This window comes from Bradyrhizobium daqingense, assembly GCF_021044685.1.
Classification (GTDB): domain Bacteria; phylum Pseudomonadota; class Alphaproteobacteria; order Rhizobiales; family Xanthobacteraceae; genus Bradyrhizobium; species Bradyrhizobium daqingense.
This window is the reverse complement of sequence record NZ_CP088014.1, coordinates 986,663-1,004,205: the sequence shown is the minus strand read 5'-3', so window position 1 is coordinate 1,004,205 and position 17,543 is coordinate 986,663. Positions and strand designations below refer to the sequence as shown.

The 17,543-nt window shown below is 63.6% G+C and carries 17 protein-coding genes, 1 tRNA gene and 1 pseudogene; 8 read left to right on the top strand and 11 right to left on the bottom strand.

Translation table 11 applies throughout. From position 1 onward, the window contains the following. The first annotated feature begins 47 nt into the window (after positions 1-47). Positions 48-971 carry a 2-dehydropantoate 2-reductase gene (panE, locus tag LPJ38_RS04610; protein WP_145630351.1) on the top strand — a complete coding sequence of 308 codons (924 nt, stop codon included), beginning with the start codon at positions 48-50 and terminating at the stop codon, positions 969-971. Positions 972-1,022: 51 nt separating this feature from the next. Here panE and LPJ38_RS04605 read toward each other — a convergent pair whose 3' ends face one another. From LPJ38_RS04605 to LPJ38_RS04590, 4 genes and pseudogenes are all read right to left on the bottom strand, one after another. Then, complete coding sequence (locus tag LPJ38_RS04605; protein ID WP_145630352.1) at positions 1,023-1,616, bottom strand: c-type cytochrome; 594 nt, start codon at positions 1,614-1,616, stop codon at positions 1,023-1,025. A 192-nt stretch (positions 1,617-1,808) separates the two neighbouring features. Continuing rightward, positions 1,809-3,077, bottom strand: coding sequence for a PQQ-dependent sugar dehydrogenase (locus LPJ38_RS04600; RefSeq protein ID WP_145630353.1), 1,269 nt, complete (start codon positions 3,075-3,077; stop codon positions 1,809-1,811). A gap of 373 nt (positions 3,078-3,450) precedes the next feature. Continuing rightward, positions 3,451-4,426: pseudogene (locus tag LPJ38_RS04595) on the bottom strand (NAD-dependent epimerase/dehydratase family protein). A gap of 91 nt (positions 4,427-4,517) precedes the next feature. Continuing rightward, positions 4,518-4,592: transfer RNA gene (locus LPJ38_RS04590), tRNA-Gly, on the bottom strand. Between the two features lie 271 nt (positions 4,593-4,863). Between LPJ38_RS04590 and trxA the strand changes: the two genes are divergently transcribed. Further along, positions 4,864-5,787: a thioredoxin gene (gene trxA, locus LPJ38_RS04585; RefSeq protein ID WP_145630355.1), complete on the top strand. Its 924-nt coding sequence runs from the start codon at positions 4,864-4,866 to the stop codon at positions 5,785-5,787. 86 nt (positions 5,788-5,873) lie between these two features. Next, positions 5,874-6,551: an LON peptidase substrate-binding domain-containing protein gene (locus tag LPJ38_RS04580; RefSeq protein WP_008539506.1), complete on the top strand. Its 678-nt coding sequence runs from the start codon at positions 5,874-5,876 to the stop codon at positions 6,549-6,551. Positions 6,552-6,555: 4 nt separating this feature from the next. Here the strand turns inward: LPJ38_RS04580 and LPJ38_RS04575 are convergent, their stop codons facing one another. From LPJ38_RS04575 to LPJ38_RS37905, 4 genes are all read right to left on the bottom strand, one after another. Beyond that, positions 6,556-9,057, bottom strand: a complete 2,502-nt coding sequence (locus LPJ38_RS04575) for an EAL domain-containing protein (RefSeq protein WP_145630356.1) — start codon at positions 9,055-9,057, stop codon at positions 6,556-6,558. 187 nt (positions 9,058-9,244) lie between these two features. Then, positions 9,245-9,835 carry a cytochrome b/b6 domain-containing protein gene (locus LPJ38_RS04570; protein WP_167520362.1) on the bottom strand — a complete coding sequence of 197 codons (591 nt, stop codon included), beginning with the start codon at positions 9,833-9,835 and terminating at the stop codon, positions 9,245-9,247. 64 nt (positions 9,836-9,899) lie between these two features. Next, entirely contained in the window at positions 9,900-10,178 is a 279-nt protein-coding gene (locus LPJ38_RS04565) for a PepSY domain-containing protein (RefSeq protein ID WP_167520337.1), read from the bottom strand. Positions 10,179-10,383: 205 nt separating this feature from the next. Continuing rightward, positions 10,384-10,512, bottom strand: coding sequence for a hypothetical protein (locus LPJ38_RS37905; RefSeq protein WP_283811459.1), 129 nt, complete (start codon positions 10,510-10,512; stop codon positions 10,384-10,386). Positions 10,513-10,633: 121 nt separating this feature from the next. Here LPJ38_RS37905 and LPJ38_RS04560 point away from each other — a divergent pair, with 121 nt between their 5' ends. Continuing rightward, on the top strand, positions 10,634-10,831 hold the full coding sequence (locus tag LPJ38_RS04560; protein WP_007598651.1) for a Trm112 family protein: 198 nt from the start codon (positions 10,634-10,636) through the stop codon (positions 10,829-10,831). 68 nt (positions 10,832-10,899) lie between these two features. Here LPJ38_RS04560 and LPJ38_RS04555 read toward each other — a convergent pair whose 3' ends face one another. After that, positions 10,900-12,120: a ubiquinone biosynthesis hydroxylase gene (locus LPJ38_RS04555; RefSeq protein WP_145630359.1), complete on the bottom strand. Its 1,221-nt coding sequence runs from the start codon at positions 12,118-12,120 to the stop codon at positions 10,900-10,902. A gap of 120 nt (positions 12,121-12,240) precedes the next feature. Here LPJ38_RS04555 and tesB point away from each other — a divergent pair, with 120 nt between their 5' ends. Continuing rightward, positions 12,241-13,104 (top strand): acyl-CoA thioesterase II, encoded by an 864-nt coding sequence (tesB, locus tag LPJ38_RS04550; protein WP_145630360.1) that lies wholly within the window; start codon positions 12,241-12,243, stop codon positions 13,102-13,104. Here tesB and LPJ38_RS04545 read toward each other — a convergent pair. Beyond that, complete coding sequence (locus LPJ38_RS04545; protein ID WP_145630361.1) at positions 13,101-13,964, bottom strand: DUF4339 domain-containing protein; 864 nt, start codon at positions 13,962-13,964, stop codon at positions 13,101-13,103. The two genes, tesB and LPJ38_RS04545, sit on opposite strands and share 4 nt — an antisense overlap. 33 nt (positions 13,965-13,997) lie before the next feature. Beyond that, positions 13,998-14,906, bottom strand: a complete 909-nt coding sequence (locus LPJ38_RS04540) for a DUF4339 domain-containing protein (RefSeq protein ID WP_145630362.1) — start codon at positions 14,904-14,906, stop codon at positions 13,998-14,000. Between the two features lie 246 nt (positions 14,907-15,152). Here LPJ38_RS04540 and LPJ38_RS04535 point away from each other — a divergent pair, with 246 nt between their 5' ends. The 3 genes from LPJ38_RS04535 to LPJ38_RS04525 all read left to right on the top strand — a co-directional run bounded on the left by LPJ38_RS04535 (position 15,153) and on the right by LPJ38_RS04525 (position 17,512). Beyond that, entirely contained in the window at positions 15,153-15,491 is a 339-nt protein-coding gene (locus LPJ38_RS04535) for a P-II family nitrogen regulator (protein WP_060734419.1), read from the top strand. A 72-nt stretch (positions 15,492-15,563) separates the two neighbouring features. Then, positions 15,564-16,865, top strand: a complete 1,302-nt coding sequence (locus tag LPJ38_RS04530) for an ammonium transporter (protein WP_145630363.1) — start codon at positions 15,564-15,566, stop codon at positions 16,863-16,865. 308 nt (positions 16,866-17,173) lie between these two features. Then, on the top strand, positions 17,174-17,512 hold the full coding sequence (locus LPJ38_RS04525) for a P-II family nitrogen regulator (RefSeq protein WP_008142813.1): 339 nt from the start codon (positions 17,174-17,176) through the stop codon (positions 17,510-17,512). The last annotated feature ends 31 nt before the right edge of the window (positions 17,513-17,543 follow it).

Here is a 17,543-nt window from a genome sequence, read left to right as displayed (position 1 = left end):
CGCTACTCCCTATTCGCCATTCGCCAGGATTAGAACGGAGCTTCTTCATGCGTATCCTCGTGGTCGGCGCCGGCGCCATCGGCGGCTATTTTGGTGGCAGGCTGTTGCAGGCCGGCCGCGACGTCACCTTCCTGGTCCGGCCGCGCCGCGCCGGCGAGCTGGCGAGCGCCGGCCTCGTCATCAAGAGCCCGAACGGCGATGTGACCTTGAAGAACCCGCCGACGCTTCAGGCCGACGCGATCAAGGACAAGTTCGACGTCGTGCTGCTCAGCTGCAAGGCGTTCGACCTCGACGACGCCATCACGTCGTTCGCAGCCGCGGTCGGGCCGAACACCGCGATCCTCCCCATGCTGAACGGCATGAAGCATCTCGACATCCTGGACGCCAAATTCGGCAACGAGCGCGTGCTGGGCGGGCTCTGCGCCATCGCCGCAACGCTCAACGAGCAGCGCGAGGTGGTGCAGTTGCAGCCGATGCAGTCGATCAATTACGGCGAACGCGATGGCAAGCTGTCCGACCGCGCCAAGGCCATCGACGAGGCCTTCAGGAGCGGCATCAATGGCGCCACCGCCAGCCAGAACATCATGCAGGACATGTGGGAGAAATGGGTCTTCCTGTCCTCGCTCGCGGCCAGCACCAGCCTGATGCGTACCTCGGTCGGCAACATCCTCGCGGCGCCCGGCGGCCGGGATTTCCTGCTGGGCATGCTGGACGAGACCAGCGCGATCGCAGCTGCGTCGGGCTATCCGCCGGGCGGACCGTTCTTCGAGCGGGTGAAGGGCAATCTGACCGCCGAGGGCTCGCCGATGACGGCGTCGATGTTCCGCGACATCAAAGCGGGCCTGCCGGTCGAAGCCGATCACGTCATCGGCGATCTCATCGCACGTGCGGACGCTGCCAAGGTGCCGGTGCCGAAGCTGCGCATCGCCTATACGCATCTGAAGGCGTATGAGAAGCAGCGGGCGGGGTAGCGGCCAGCTACATTCTCAGCTGTCGTCCCGGGGCGCGCACAGCACGGCGCGCTACTTCAGATGCGCCAGATAGTGCGAGACGGCGGTGATTTCCTCTTCGCTCATGTGATAGGCGACGTCGGCCATCGCCGCGACGCCGCCGCCCACGCGCTGGCCCGCCTTGTAGTCGCGCAGCGCCTTGACGAGATATTCCTCGCGCTGGCCCGCGAGCCGTGCAACCGCCTTGGTGCCGGCATAAGTGTCCAGATGGCACGATGCGCAGCGGCGACCGACGGCGACCTGCGCGCCCTTCTTCGACAGATCGGGGTCGTCGTCCTCCGGGCCCTTCGGCGGCGTCAGCTGCGCGAAGTAAGCGCCGAAATTGCGGATGTCCTCGTTGCTGATCCCTTCAACGATCGGCTGCATCTGGTCGTTCTTGCGCGAGCCGGCGCGGAAGAACACGAGCTGCCATTGCAGGAATTGATCGGGCTGGCCGGCCAGCGAGGGAATGTTTTCGGTCTGCGAGATGCCGTTCTCGCCGTGGCAGCCGGAACAGACGGAAGCCTTCTCCTTGATCGCGGCATTGTCGGCGGCCTGGGCTGGGATGGATGCGATCGCGGCGAGCGACAGCGCGCCGATTGCGTACGAAGAAAACTGCCGGCGCATGAGGAAAACCCGTTCTGTCGACTGCGTCATTCCGGAGCGCGCACCCTGCGCGAGCCCGCAATCCATAATCCCTGTTCGTGGTTATGGGTTCCGGACTTGCGCAAGTTGCGCGCAATCCGGAACGACAATGTGGAGCTTCAAAATGAAAAGGCTGCGGCCGTCACCCGGTCGCAGCCTCTTCGTTACGTCGCGTTACTTCTTGCTGTAGCTGATGCGATAGATCGCGCCGGCCCAGTCGTCGGCAACGAGGATCGATCCGTCCTTGTCGAGCAGGATGTCGTTGGGACGGCCGAGATAACCTTGGTCGCCTTCGAGCCAGCCGGAGGCGAAGACCTCCCGCTTGGGATTCTTGCCGTCGGGCCCGACGATCACGCGCACGATGCGCGCGCCCTGGTACTTGTGACGATTCCAGGAGCCGTGCTCGGCGATCAGGATGTTGTTCTTGTAATCGGCAGGGAATTGGTTGCCGGTGTAGAACTTCATGCCGAGCGGAGCGACATGCGCGCCGAGATTCAGCACTGGCGGCGTGAACTCGGAGCATTTGTGACCCATGGCGAACTTGTCGTCCGGCAGGTTGCCCTGATGGCAGTAGGGATAGCCGAAATGCTCGCCGATCCGGTTGATCATGTTCAGCTTGTCCGAGGGCAGGTCATCGCTGATCCAGTCTCGGGCATTCTCGGTGAACCAGAGCTTGCCAGTGCGCGGATCGACATCGCCGCCGACCGAGTTGCGAACGCCGAGCGCCCAGATTTCGGCGTTGCCGGTCTTGGGATCGACGCGCCTGATCTGCGACACGCTGGTCGGCGGAATGCCGATGTTGAAGGGCGGTCCGAACGGCAGGAAGAACCAGCCTTCCTTGTCGACCGCGATATACTTCCAGCCATGCGCGGCGTAGGACGGCATGTCGTCATAGACGACCTTGCCATCGCCAAGCTTGTCGAGGTTGGCTTCGGCGTTGTCGTAGCGGATCAGCTTGTCGACGGCGATGACGTAGAGCGCGCCGTCCCTGAAGGCGAGACCGGTGGGCATGTTGAGGCCCTTGAGGACGGTCTTGACCTCCTTCTTTCCGTTGTTGTCCTTGATGGCATAGACGTTGCCGAGGCCGAACGAACCGACGAACAGCGTGCCCTTGTCACCCCACGCCATCTGCCGCGCGGCCAGCACGCCCGAGGCGTAGACCTCGATCTTGAAGCCCGCCGGCAGCTTGATCTTCTTGACGATGTTGGCGAGCTCGGCGTCGGAAGCGCCGGTCGGCGGGCCCGAGGGCGGCGCCAGGCCCTTTTGCGCCTCGGTCTCGTCGCCGAGGAACCAGTCGTCCGGCGGATGGGTCCAGAACTCCTTGGTGCTGGAGTCGTACTTCTTCAGCGGCTTGCTCTTGTCCTGCGCATGGCCAGAGCTGGCCCCTGCGAGAAGGGCCACGGCTGCAAGCGCCAACACGGATCGATGGAACATCGATGTCATCGCGTCACTCCCCTAAGGCAGCCGTCAGGGCTGCGATTTATTCTATTTTGCTCGTCGAGAGGCGAGGTTGTATCCGTCGGGACGACGGACCCAAAAAGGTTAGCACATCCGCGCACCGTGAGAAGCGCCCCGCGTCCGTCGCGATTGCGCTCAATAAAAATTGAGACGGAACGTCAACGGGCGAGCGCGGTGACGACGGCGCTCTCGCTGCAACGCGGAATCAAATTCACGCGTGGATCGCTTTGGACGGCATGGGGCTCCAGACCAAAATGCGAAAACAACCCCATGCACAGTAGAACGGGCTCTCGCCGGCTTGCGCGCGGTGACGCGGGACAGGCACTTGATGCATCGAGCAAAATGACCGCAGCGACGCTCAACGAGCGACGGGGTAGGGCTCGTCGTCGAATGTCGTGTCGTGATAGCCCTTCGACCCGACCTCGCGCGCCAGCGTGCTGCGGAAATCTCGCCCGCCGCGAAGGCAGCTCAGCACATGCGCGAAGTCGAATTCGGGGCGCCAGCCCAGCTCGCACCGCGCCCGCGCATTGACATAGACACGGTCGATTGCGGGGAAGAGGTGCCAGCCGCGCAACGCATAGAGCTGCGCACAATCCGGATAGAGCTCGCGGACGACATCGGCGGCATCGCGCGCGAGCGCCGCAAGATGGCGCTGTTCGAACGGGCTCGTGGCCGAGACGATGTAGCGGGCGAACCCGATTCTCGGCGCGCGCTCGGCGGCGAGCAGATGGGCGCTCACCGCATCTGCGACGTCCAGCCGGCGATACAGCAGCTCGTTGGCCTGCGCGTTGTCCAGTGTGTAAGCGGACCGCATCGCGGGATCATCGTCATCCTCGGGAAAGAAGCGCGAGGTCCGCAGCACAACGATCGGCAAGGCGCGCTCGCGAAAGAACAGCTCGCAGAGCGTCTCGGCCATCAGCTTGGTCGTGCCGTAGATGTTCTTCGGTACTGACGAGAGCTCCTCGGTGACCCACACCGCCGCCTGTCCCGCTTGGGGGCGAAGCTGCGAGCCGAATGCGCTGGTCGTGCTGGTGAAGACGAAGCTCTTCACGCCGGCGGAAGCTGCAGCCTCGAGCAGATTGAGCGTCCCCGAAACGTTGGTGTCGACGAAATTGGGTCGCCACATGCGGCTTGTGCAGCGTGGCAGTGTGGATCACAGCCGTGACGCCCTCCATCTGGAGCCGCACGAAGCCGGGATCGACGATGGAGCCGACGGCGTCGGTGAAGGGCGAGGGCTTCAGATCGACCCCGCGTACAGGCGACCCGCGCCCATGCAGGGTGCGGATAATGGCTTCACCGAGATGGCCGGCACTGCCGGTGACCAGGATTGTCATTGCAGGCCCAGTAGAGGAGACGCGAACCAGCCGCCCGCGGCGTGGAAAACCACGACCCGATCCGGTTTGGCTGGATGCTCTGGGAAAAAACTGGAGCGGGCGAAGGGGCTCGAACCCTCGACCCCGACCTTGGCAAGGTCGTGCTCTACCACTGAGCTACACCCGCATCCTGTGTCGGTCGCGTGACGCGCCGGCAACGGCTGTCGTATGCCAAAAGCGGGAGGGGAATGCAACAGCTACCGGCAGCATCAATTCGTATTCGCAGGCCCCATATGGACCTGAATGCGACCAAATCGCCCGAAACGGCCCCGGAACAGGCGAATCGGCCGTGATGGATTGAAATTCGGCCCATTCGGCCCAATTTAGGAGCCGACACCAAGCATAGCCGGCACCGACGTGCTAAAGAGCCGCCATTCCAGACATGACGAGGGGATCCCGTGACGATCATCGACCAGGGTAACGGAGCAGCGGGCCCGGCCGCCGCCGATCTGATCAAGGACACCACCACCCAGTCCTTCATGAAGGACGTCATCGAGGAATCGAAGCGCCAGCCGGTGCTGATCGACTTCTGGGCGGAGTGGTGCGGACCCTGCAAGCAGCTCACCCCGATCCTTGAAAAGGCGGTCAAGGCCGCCAAGGGCAAGGTCAAGCTGGTCAAGATGAACATCGATCAGCACCCGGCGATCCCGGGTCAGATGGGCATCCAGTCGATCCCGGCCGTCATTGCCTTCGTCAATGGCCAGCCGGCCGACGGCTTCATGGGCGCGGTGCCGGAGAGCCAGCTCAACGCCTTCATCGATAAGCTGACCAAGGGCGTGACCGCGCCGGGCGAGCCCAACATCGCCGAGATCCTGCAAGAGGCCGAGGCCGTGCTCGCCGAGGGCGATCCGGCTGCGGCAGCCCAGATCTATGCCGAGGTGCTGCAGCATGATTCGACCAATATCGCGGCGCTGGCAGGCCTTGCGAAGTGCTACGCCGTCTCCGGCGCGATGGAGCAGGCCAAGCAGACGCTCGCCATGGTGCCGGAATCCAAGCGCAACGACCCCGCGGTGAAAGCTGTGCAGGCCGCGATCGACCTTGCCGAGCAGGCGGAGGCGCTGGGGCCGGTGGCCGAGCTGGAACAGAAAGTCGCCGCAAACCCGCTCGATCATCAGGCCCGATTCGACCTTGCCACCGCGCTCAACGCGCAAGGCAACCGCGCCGCAGCCACCGAGCAGCTGCTCGAGATCGTCAAGCGCGACCGCAAGTGGAACGACGATGGCGCCCGCAAGCAGCTGGTGCAGTTCTTCGAGGCCTGGGGCGGCACCGATGATGCAACCGTCGAGGGACGCAAGCGTTTGTCGACCATCCTGTTTTCGTAGAGGCCCTCTTTTGGGCATGATCTGTTCGGAAGATCGCTTCAGACCTTTCGGGATCATGCGCTAGCAAAGCCAGGGGGACCGGGCTGATGCCGATCAACATCGAATATCGCGGGCCCGCCGACCTGCCGGAGATCATTCCGGTGTTTCCGCTGCCGGGCGCGCTGCTGCTGCCCCGCGGCCAGATGCCGCTCAACATCTTCGAGCCGCGCTATCTGTCGATGGTCGACGATTCCTTCCGCGATGGCCATCGCCTGATCGGCATGATCCAGCCGGATGTGGCGCACTCGCCGAAGAATTCCGACAAGCCGGCGCTGTTTCGCGTCGGCTGCGTCGGCCGTATCACCCAGCTCGCCGAATCCGGCGACGGCCGCTACATCCTCGAGCTCACCGGCGTCTCACGCTTCAAGGTGGTCGAGGAGCTCGAGGTCCTCACCGCCTACCGGCAATGCAAGGTGGATTTCTTCGCTTTCGTCGACGATTTCACTGCGCGCATGGGCGAAGACCAGGTCGACCGCGAGGCGCTGCTGGCGGTGCTGGCAGACTTCCTGAAAGCCAACAATCTCAAGGTCGACTGGGAGGGCGTCGAGAGTGCGCCCAACGAGGCGCTGGTTAACGCGCTGGCGATGATGTCGCCCTATGGCCCCGCCGAGAAGCAGGCCATGCTGGAAGCGCCCGACTTGAAGACCCGCGCCGAGATCCTGATCGCGGTCACCGAGATGGATCTCGCCAAGAAACGCACCAGCGGCGATCCGCCGCTGCAGTAAGGATTCAAGCAGCACACACCGCGGCTTCAGCCTTCCGCTGCGCCTGTTGCGCGATACTGGAGGCCTGCATGGGCCGACTGAAATAGTAGCCCTGCGCCTCGACGCAGCCCTCTTCACGCAAAATGGCCAGCTGCTCGGCGGTTTCGACGCCTTCGGCGGTCGTCATCTTGCCGAGGCTGACGGCGAAGGCCACCACGGCACGGGCGATCCGACGCGCCTCTTCCCTTTTGCTGGCGAGCTCGCTGACGAAGCTGCGGTCGATCTTGACCTTGTCGAACGGGAATTTCTGCAAGAAGCTCAGCGACGAATAGCCCGTGCCGAAATCGTCTAGGGCAATTCGCACGCCGAGCTCGCGCAGCTGTCCGAGTGCTGCGAACACCGCTTCGCTGTCATGCATGATGACCGTCTCGGTGACCTCGAGTTCGAGCCTGTGCGGCTCGATCCCTGACGTCGCCAGGGCGCCGACAATGATGGAAACGAGCTCCTTGCTCCTGAACTGAGCGGGCGACAGGTTGATTGCGATGGTCAGATCGGACGGCCACTTGGCGGCCTCGGCGCAGGCTGCCCTCAAGACCCATTCGCCGATGGGCAGGATCAAGCCGGTTTCCTCCGCGAGCGGAATGAACTCGCCGGGCAGGACCATTCCGCGCTCGGGGTGGTGCCACCGCAATAGCGCCTCATAGCCGCTGGTTCGTCCGCCTTCCACACGCACGATCGGCTGGAAGTGAAGTTCGAATTCCCCTCGCGCCAGCGCTTTGCGCATATCCTTTTCCAGGTTGCGGCGGACATGCATGAGGTGGTCCAGCTCCGGCTCGAAGAAACGGAATGCGCCGCGTCCGCCGCCCTTTGCCGCATAGAGGGCGAGATCGGCGCTCTTGAGGATGAGGTCGGAATCGGCGCCATCGCAGGGCGCAATGGCGATGCCGATGCTGGCTCCCACCGTGACTTGATGATCGCCGAGGTCGAAGGGCTCGCAGAGTGAGGCCTTGATCGTCTCCGCGAGACACGTCGCCTCCACGATCGGATCCGTCACGTAATCCACGACGGCGAACTCGTCGCCGCCCAAACGGGCGATCAAAGTCATGTCCCTGCCGCATTCGCGCAGGCGCGTCGCGACCGCGCGCAGCAGCGCGTCGCCTGCTGGATGCCCAAGCGTGTCGTTGACCTCCTTGAAGCGATCGAGATCAAGCATGAGGACCGCCAGATGGAGGTCTCCATTGCGCGTATTGGCAAGGGCCTGATCCAGACGCGCCCTCAGCAGCACGCGATTCGGCAGCTCCGTCAGTGCATCGTGCTGCGCCATATAGGTGATCTTGGCCTCGGACAGTCGCTGCTCGGTGACGTCGAGATGCGTGGCTACCCAGCCACCGCCAGCCATCGGCTGTCTCGTCACGCAGATCAGCCGACCATCAGCGAACTCGTCGACCCGGCTCGAAACCGTATCGACGGACAGGGCGTCCAGCTTCGCGATCAGCTGTTCGGCGGCTATGTCGCTGGTGTCGCCCTTGAGCGTTCCGCTTGTGACACGATGCCTGATGATCTCGCAGTGCGACGTTCCTGCGCGCAGCAGTTCCGGCGGCAGACGATACAGATTGGCGTAGCGCTCGTTGCATATGACGAGCCGCTTATCGGCATCGAACATGCAAAGGCCTTCGACCATGTGGTTGATCGCCGTATCCAGCCGCAGCGTCTGCTCCTGCAATTCCTGCTGCGAACCTTCGAGCTGCCGCCTTGCATCCGAAAGCTGGCTGATGATCTCCTCGAACTTGGCGGTTCTGCTGGCCAGGCGGCGATCGGCCAGCACGCCGATCAGGCTCATCCCCAGCACGGACAGCGCGACACCTGCGATCGCAAGTGCGAGCACGGCCGGAGACAGCGACAGCGCGCCCGTTGCACGCGTTGGATCGGGCATGATCTGCACCGCACCCATCGCCGTGAAGTGGTGCGACACGATGGCAAGCGTCAGCAGCACTGCCGCCGCCAGCGTTCCGCGATAGGTCCGATGCTTGATCGCGACGGACAGGGCGGCATAGCCGAAGCACATGCCGAGAAGGATCGAGACCAGCACGAGATCCAGCGACCAGGCGACGCGGCCCGGCACTTCCAGTGCCCACATTCCGAGATAGTGCATGCTGGCGATGCCGCCGCCGATGATGACGCCGCCTGCGCCCGCGCGCCACGGGCCGTAATCGCCGACCGCAATGGCGAAGCCGCCCGACGTCAGAAGCATAGCCGTCGTGAGCGAAAGCGCCGTCAGCACGATATCGTAGCCGGTTGTCACGCCGGGCTCGTAGGCGAGCATGGCGACGAAATGCGTCGCCCAGATTCCATATCCGATGGCAGCGCCAGCAATCGCGATCCAGATCGACCGCGTCCTTGAGCGCGCCGCGATGGCGCGATGGAAGATGCTGACCGCGACAATACTCGCGACGAAGCAGACCAGGCCAGCGAGCGGCACGAGCCGCCAATCGTGCTCGACAGTAAGGCAGGAAAAAACGCGGAACATGCAATAAAGCTCCATCGTCAATGTGGTCGATCGTGGACGGGCCAAGCGTTCTTCGCGTTAATTTCGCGCAACGCCTGATTGCATGCTTACCGGCGCCTTAACGCCGCCTGCGCAATTCAATTTTGGGAACATTTGCAGTCGAGGTCGCGATGGTGGCGCGAACAACGTCTGCCGCGATCGGCAACGTCTAGGACCGATTGCGAATGCGCTTGCGTCCAGTGAACATCGCGCGGATCAGATCCTCGCGCTGGAGAATCCCCATCAGCAACACGCCGAGTATGTGCAGCACGACCAGGATGATGACCGCATCCGACGAATAATGGTGCGTGTCCTCGACCCACCAGACGCCGAAGAACGTGGTGGTGACCGACATCGCACCAGTGATCGTCGACACCGCGAGGGAGATCAGCAACGCCACCAGCATCAAGGTGCCGGCGGGGTTGAGCCCGATATAGCGGCCGGTGATGCCCCGGCGCAGGTTCCAGAGATAGTGTGGCGCAGCGCGCAGCCTGACGCCAACCATGCGGAAGCGCGAGTATCGGCTTCCCATGAAGCCCCAGACCAGGCGGAAGGCGAGAAGGCCGATAACCGTATAGCCGACGATACGGTGAAGTCCGTCGTAGGTGGGCGGCGTGAACCAAGCGATCAGAACTGCGATCGCGAGCAGCCAGTGCCAGAGACGCAGCGGGAGGTCCCAGACTGCGACCACCCGCGGAACCTTAGGGTTCGCGGGGCTCCTGTCGGACGCCCCGCGCGCTTGTCGCACTGCTTGTTCCATCAAGCCCGTTTCGCCTTGGCGCTCGCTTGCCGCAGCTTAGGTGCCGCCGTCACTTGGAGCGGTTTTACTTGGCGATCGTGTGCTTCAGGGTGAGGTCTTCGGGGCTGTAGAACAGCTCGTAGAGCTTGCCTTCCTTGACGCCATAGACCTCGTAGCACGAGCCTTCGATCTTGGAGCGCCGCACCTCATAGCCAGCCGCCTTGGCCTTGGCTTCGGCTTCGCTGGCCGGCTTCCACGACGCCTTGTCGAGCTTGGTGCAGTTCTTGAAACCGTCGGCCATGGCCGCCGATCCCATGCCAATCCCGATCGTCAGTGCCATGGCAACAACACGAATGACCTTCACGAACGTCTCCTCCTCTGTCGTGTGCGCTGTGTGCTCAGCGCAACGCGCAGCCGAAGGAAGCAAAGGCGGGGGTTAAGTCAATCCGCTGCGGGGGCGACTGTTTTTAGATTCGTTCTAATATCGCCAAGAGTTCGGCGCGCCGTAGGCGGTGCGCATATGAAGTACTGCTTTGACTTTGCGCTTCACGGGCCGACACTCCAGGCCGTTAGCAGCCGGCAACCGCAATCGCGACGGCGTTGGCGAGACCCGCGAAGCCAAATACGACGGCGAGGGTGACGATGATCCAGTGCCGGGCGAGGCTCGTCTGCATCCAGAGCGCGGCGAGCAGCAGCACGGCGGCGCCGGCGCGGCTGCAGCGCCTGGAGGACGAGATCCTACGGATGATCTCCGCCTGAACCTGCGATGGGCGCCCCCGATTTTCTATGCTAGAGGCAAGTCGATTGCCGGAGACCCCAATGAACGCGCCTACCGAACGTCCCGAAGCCAGCGTCGATCCCAAGCTGCTGGAGATTCTGGTCTGCCCGCTGACCAAAGGCCCGCTGGAGTTCGATTCCGCAAAGCAGGAGCTGATCTCGCGCAGCGCCAAGCTCGCTTATCCGATCCGCGATGGCATTCCGATCATGCTGCCGGAAGAGGCGCGCAAGATCGATTGAGGATGGCGAATAGGGAATGACGAGTAGCGAATAGGCCTACTCGCTATTTGCTACTCACCATTCGCTCCTTACAACGCCTCGCCCTTCAGCAGCCGCGGCACCTCGCCCGTCAATCCAGCGGCCTGGCGGATGAAGAGGTTCTTCAGCGGCGGCGCGCGATCGACGAGACCGAGGCCGATGTCACGCACGGTGCGCAGCAGCGTCGATTCATTGGAGAACAGGAAGTTCAGCGAGTTGGTGGCAACGCCCATCGCCATGGTGTCGAACCGGCGCCAGCGCTGGTAGCGTTCGAGCACGTCGGCGCCGCCGAGATCCATGCCGAGCCGCGCGGCGTCGACGACGACCTCGGCCAAGGCGGCGACATCCTTCAGCCCCATGTTGAGACCCTGGCCGGCAATGGGGTGGATGACATGGGCGGCATCGCCGACCAACGCCAGGCGCTCGGCGATGAACGAGCGCGCGACGAAATAGGACAGCGGAAACGCCCGCGGCTTGTCGAGCGCCTTGACCTCGCCGAGATGCAGGCCGAAGCGCTGCTCGAGCTCGCGGTGAAAGTCGTCTTCGCTCAGCGCGACGATGCGCGCGGCCTCAGCTCGGCGCTCGGTCCACACCAGCGAAGAGCGCTTGCCTGAGAGCGGCAGGATCGCAAAGGGACCCGCGGGCAGAAAATGCTCTTCGGCGCGGCCGTCGTGATCGCACTCGTGACCGACGGTGACGACGATGCCGGACTGGTCATATTCCCAGCCATGGGTAGCGATGCCGGCGCGCTCGCGCAGCTTCGACCTCGCGCCATCGGCAGCAACCAGCAAGCTCGCGGCCAACACGCTGCCATCGCCGAGCGTGACGTCGATACCTTCGGGACGCGCATCGTAGGACGACACGATGGTGGCGCGAAGATCGACGCCCTCGGCTTCGGCACGCGCGACCAGCGCATCGATCAGGCGGCGGTTCTCGACCATATGCGCGAAGGGCTCGCCAGGGGCGACATCGCCGGCAAAATTCAGGAACACCGGACGCGTGGCGTCCTCCAGCCTGGAATCGGTGACGACCATGTCGAGGATCGGCTGCGCCTCGCCCCTGACGTCGTCCCAGGCGCCGATCGCCTCGAACAGGCGGCGGCAGGCGGCCACGATCGCGGTGGCGCGTGGGTCGCGGCTCGGACGCGTGCTGAGCGCGGGATCGGCGACGATGACGGGAATCTCGGGTCCGAGCCCCTGGCGTAGCGCGAGCGCCAGCGCCAGCCCCGCAAACGCGCCGCCACCGATGACAATGCTACCCTGTACCGACATACTCGACTTCCCGGCCAACGCTTCGCCTTTTCTTAGTCTTGCTAGCAGACTTGAGGTGGGCGAAACAGTGCGGTGAAACAAGGGCGGAACGGTTTCGTTCCGTCATGCGAAAGCAACATCATGTCCAAAAGCCTGATCGACCTCATTTCGATCCTCGACCTCGAGCAGCTCGAGGTGAACCTGTTCCGCGGCAACAGCCCGAAGACGAGCTGGCAGCGGGTCTTTGGCGGCCAAGTGATCGGGCAGGCGATGGTTGCGGCCTGCCGCACCGTCGAGGGCCGGCTGCCGCATTCGCTGCATTGCTATTTCATCCTGCCGGGCGACCCGCAGATCCCGATCATCTACCAGGTCGAACGCCTGCGCGACGGCAAGAGCTATTCGACGCGCCGGGTCACCGCGATCCAGCACGGCAACGCGATCTTCTCGATCATGGTGTCGTTCCACACCGAGGAGGAGAGCGCGTTCGACCATCAGGACAAGATGCCCGACGTGCCGCCGCCGGAAAAGCTCACGGCGGAGGAGGTGGCGAAACAGCCGATGTTCAAGGAGATGCCGGAGTTCATCCGCCGCTACTATGAATCCGACCGTCCGATCGAATTGCGCCCGGTCGAGCTCGGCCGTTATTTCGGCCAGAAGATCGACGACGGCCGCATTCACGTCTGGATCAAGACTGCGGCGACGCTGCCGGACGATCCGGCACTGCACATGTGCGCGCTCGCCTACGCCTCGGACTTTTCGCTGCTGGATGCGATCATGGCGCGCTATGGCCGCACGCTGTTCGACAAGCGCATGATGCCGGCGAGCCTCGACCACGCGATGTGGTTTCACCGCCCGTTCCGCGCCGACGAATGGCTGCTCTACGCGCAGGATTCGCCGAGCGCCCGCGGCGGCCGCGGCCTGACCCGCGGCTCGATCTTCAAGCCCGATGGCACGCTGGTCGCCTCCGTCGCGCAGGAAGGCTCGGTGCGCGAGCGCAGGTCTTAGGCGCGTCCTGCCGCGCTGCGCTCGACAAGGCCGAACTGCGACGTGGTCCATGCGAAGTACCAGCGCAGCAGCCAGGGGATCGGAATGATCAGCAGACATCCGAGGCCAAAGGCCACGGTTCGCCACAGCAACTGAAGGCCCGTGCCGACGAAGATCATCTCGCGTCGTGTGCCGCCGATGTTTCGGCAAATCCAGCGCATCCATGCGGCCATGACCCAGGCCCAGCCGATGATCGTGAACATGGAGACGAACATCAGCAGCTGCCAACTAATGAAGGCCCAGACGCTGCCATTGAACGCCATCGGAATCGGCTGACCATTCGAGCTGAGATTGGCGATCACCCAGCGCACGATCATCCAGGACAGGGCGGCCTGGAGCGGTATCGTCGCGAGCTGGAAGATATCGTCAATGAAACCCGCGTAGCCCGTCAGTCCCATTCCGACGAAGACGTACCAGATGTCGCCGGCCTGACCGGTGAAGGTGATGTTCGGCCGCTGAGGAACGTGAATGCGCGGGAAGAGCCAGCGATAGTAGCCTGTCGCCGTCCAGGGCGCCGGGATCACCAGCAAATTGCCGATCACCAGCAGAATGCACCATCCCAGGAACGACCATAGCGGCAGGTCCACCGATAGCGGGCCTCCGCTGTAGCCGCTGCCATCGGACAGCAGAGACTGCGGCGCGGGGCCGCCGGATATGAGCCCTGGCACCTCGCCGGCCTTCTGCCAGCCTGCCATCCCTTCTGCCCAGACGAGCGTATCGGCGATTACGGTGCCCTGGGCGATGAGATCGCGGAATTGCGTCTCCGGAAACGGACCTTTCTGCTGGCCTTCGGATGCGTAGAACCAGATTCTGTTCGCCATCTTGTTCGCTCGCGACCCGAGGTCAGCGGCCCGTCACATGGCCGCCTGCGACCCTCGCGGCGCGAGCTCAGTCTGCGAGGCGAACCAGTTCATGATCCAGCGATAGACCCACGGGATCGGGATGATGAGCGTGCACAGGATCGCAGCCACGATGCCGCGCCAGAGGATGTCGAGGCCGCTGCCCCTGAACACGATCTCGCGCCGCGTGCCTTCGAGGTTGCGGCAGAACCAGCGCATCTGCGCCGCGGCAACCCAGGCCCAACCAATGATGGTGATGATCGAGATCGCGAACAGCAGATTCCAGCCGATATAGGCCCACACCGAACCCGTGAAGCTCAGGCCAAGCGGCTGATCGTTGGAGGCGAGGTTCGCAATCATCCATTTGATCAGGAGCCAGTAGAGAACGATCTGCACGATGAAAAGCAGATTGCTCAGGATCTCGCTGCCGACAAAGCCGAGCGCGATCGCGAGGACGATGAAGCCGAAAAACCAGGGCACCAGCGTCATTGCGCTGCCGGTGAAGCTGAGATTGGGGCGCCCGGGGACCTTGACGCAGGGCACGATCCATTTCGTGTACCAGACGAACAGCCACGGCACCGGGATGATGAAGCACGAGCCGATGATGAGGACGAGCGTGCGCCAGGTGAACTCGAGTATGCCGAAATCGACCGAGAGCGATCCGCCGCTAGTGGCCGCAGCGTAGCCGCCGGCACCGCCGTAGCTGCTTCCGCCCGTCATCGGCGGGCTGCCCGGCGGGACCTTCGGCGGCGCGCCGCCGCCGATCAGACCGGGGATTTCGGCGGCCTTTTGCCAGCCGGCCATGCCCTCGGTCCAGACCAGGGTATCCGGACGCACGACGCCTTGGGCGACGAGATCGCGAAATTGTCCCTCCGGAAAGGGCCCCTGCTGCTTGCCCTCGGATGCGTAGAACCAACTCGCCATGTAGCGCCCCCTCAACATACTTATGTACCGGCCGGGATGCCTGGGTTCACCGCATCCATGCCAAAAATGCATTGTGAAGGATGAACAGCTGCCCTGTACAGAGGCGGCTGTTCACATGGCCTCCCTTGGCCAAACGTTTTTCCGCTTCAATCTGCAAGTTTTTTGTGCCATTTGCCCGGAATGATGCCAGATTGACGCTGCGTCGGGGACATACGGCGCGGCGCATCCCGGGGAATAGGTTTGACCATGAAACTCGTCGTCGCGATCATCAAACCCTTCAAGCTCGATGAGGTCCGCCAGGCCCTGACGGCGATCGGCATCCACGGCATGACGGTGACCGAGGTGAAGGGCTATGGCCGTCAGAAGGGTCACACCGAGATCTATCGCGGCGCCGAATATGTCGTGAACTTCCTGCCGAAGCTGCGCATCGAGATCGCGGTCGCCTCCGACATCGCCGACAAGGCGGTCAGCGTGATCACCGCGACCGCGCGCACCGGCCAGATCGGCGACGGCAAGATCTTCGTTACGCCGATCGACCACGCGCTGCGCATCCGCACCGGCGAGACCGACAGCGACGCGCTCTAAAAAACTTTCTTCGATCGCACCGGGCAACGACGCCACAGCGTGCGACGTAATTTCTACGCTGGGGGAAACGACATGGCGGGATGTTTGCGCCGCGCAGCTGCCATGGCTGCGCCGATCGGATTTGCGTCGCTCATTGCTGCGCCGGCGCACGCCGCAGGCTCCGAGATCAACACCGCCGATACCGCCTGGATGATCGTCGCCACCGCGCTGGTGCTGATGATGACGATCCCGGGACTTGCGCTGTTCTACTCCGGCATGGTGCGCAAGAAGAACGTGTTGGCGACCATGGCGCAGAGTCTCGCCGCGGTGACGCTGATCTCGATCCTCTGGGTCGCGTTCGGCTATTCGCTGTGCTTCGTCGGCGACGGCCCCTGGATCGGCACGCTCGACCGCTGGTTCCTGGCGGGCATGACCATGGACAGCGTCAACCCGGCGGCGAAGACGATCCCCGAAGCGCTGTTCATGCTGTACCAGATGACGTTTGCGATCATCACCGTGGCGCTGGTCGCGGGCGCGGTCGCCGACCGCATGCGGTTTTCCGCCTACCTCCTGTTCTCCGTCGGCTGGTTCATCTTCGTCTACATTCCGCTGGCGCATTGGGTATGGGGCGGCGGCTTCCTCGCCGGCATGGGCGTACTCGACTTCGCGGGCGGACTCGTGGTGCATCTGTCGGCCGGCACCGCCGGCCTCGTCGCAGCCAAGGTGATGGGGCGCCGTCATGGCTATGGCAGCGAAAATCTCTCGCCGTTCGATCTGTCGCTCGCGGTAATGGGCACCGGTCTGTTGTGGGTCGGCTGGTTCGGCTTCAACGGCGGCTCGGCCGGCGCGGCCAATTCGCGCGCGGTGATGGCGATCATCGCGACCCATCTCGCCGCCTGCGCGGGCGCGCTGACCTGGGGCGCGATCGAATGGTCGACGCGGCGCAAGCCCTCGGTGCTCGGCATGATCTCCGGCGCGGTCGCCGGCCTCGGCACCATCACGCCGGCCTCCGGATTCGTCGCGCCCTGGCACGGCATCGTCATCGGCATCATCGCCGGTGCCGTCTGCTATTGGGCCTGCACCTGGCTGAAGCACCGCTTCAACTATGACGACTCCCTCGACGTGTTCGGCGTCCATGGCGTCGGCGGCCTCACCGGCACCCTGCTCGCCGGCGTGTTTGCAACCAGCGCCATCGGCGGCACCGCCGGCCTGATCGAGGGCCATCCGCAGCAGCTGCTGATCCAGCTCTACGGGGTCGCCGTCACCTTCGTCTGGGCCGCAGGGGTGAGCTTCATCCTGCTCAAGCTGGTCGGCCTGTTCGTGCCCTTACGCGTATCGCGTGAGCACGAGCTGGAGGGGCTGGATATTTCGCAGCACGGCGAAGCGCTGCAATAGGCCTTGCGCTACCTAATTACCCCTGAATTGCCCGACGCGTGAGCAACATTGTGTCGGCAGCCTGTCTTGCTCGCATTTTGAGCAGGCGTGATCAGTTTTTGAGCGCGACGTATTAGCGCACTGCAATGCGATACCCGTCAAACGCGAAAACACCCGCTTTCATAGTCCGTTAGGCAATACGCCCGATCTGGCACGGCATTTGATTCTACGGGTCCTGGCTGTGCCCGCGTAGTGAACTTCTCCCTCGTGGCGAACCAGTCGAGAACGCCCGGCCACGTCCGGACCGGGCCCAAGCGGGGATAGGACCCATGAAAATTGTTATGGCGATCATTAAGCCATTCAAGCTGGAAGAAGTCCGTGACGCCCTGACCGCCATCGGCGTTCACGGTCTCACAGTGACGGAAGTCAAGGGATATGGCCGCCAGAAGGGCCATACGGAAATCTACCGCGGCGCCGAATATGCCGTGAGCTTCTTGCCCAAGATCAAGATCGAGGTCGCTGTCGCCTCCGACCAGGTCGACAAGACCATCGACGCCATCACGTCTGCCGCGAAGACCGGCCAGATCGGCGACGGCAAGATCTTCGTCATCAACCTCGACCATGCGGTGCGCATCCGCACCGGCGAGGCCGACGCTGCGGCCCTTTGATTTCGCGCTCAACCTTTATCCAATCAGGAGT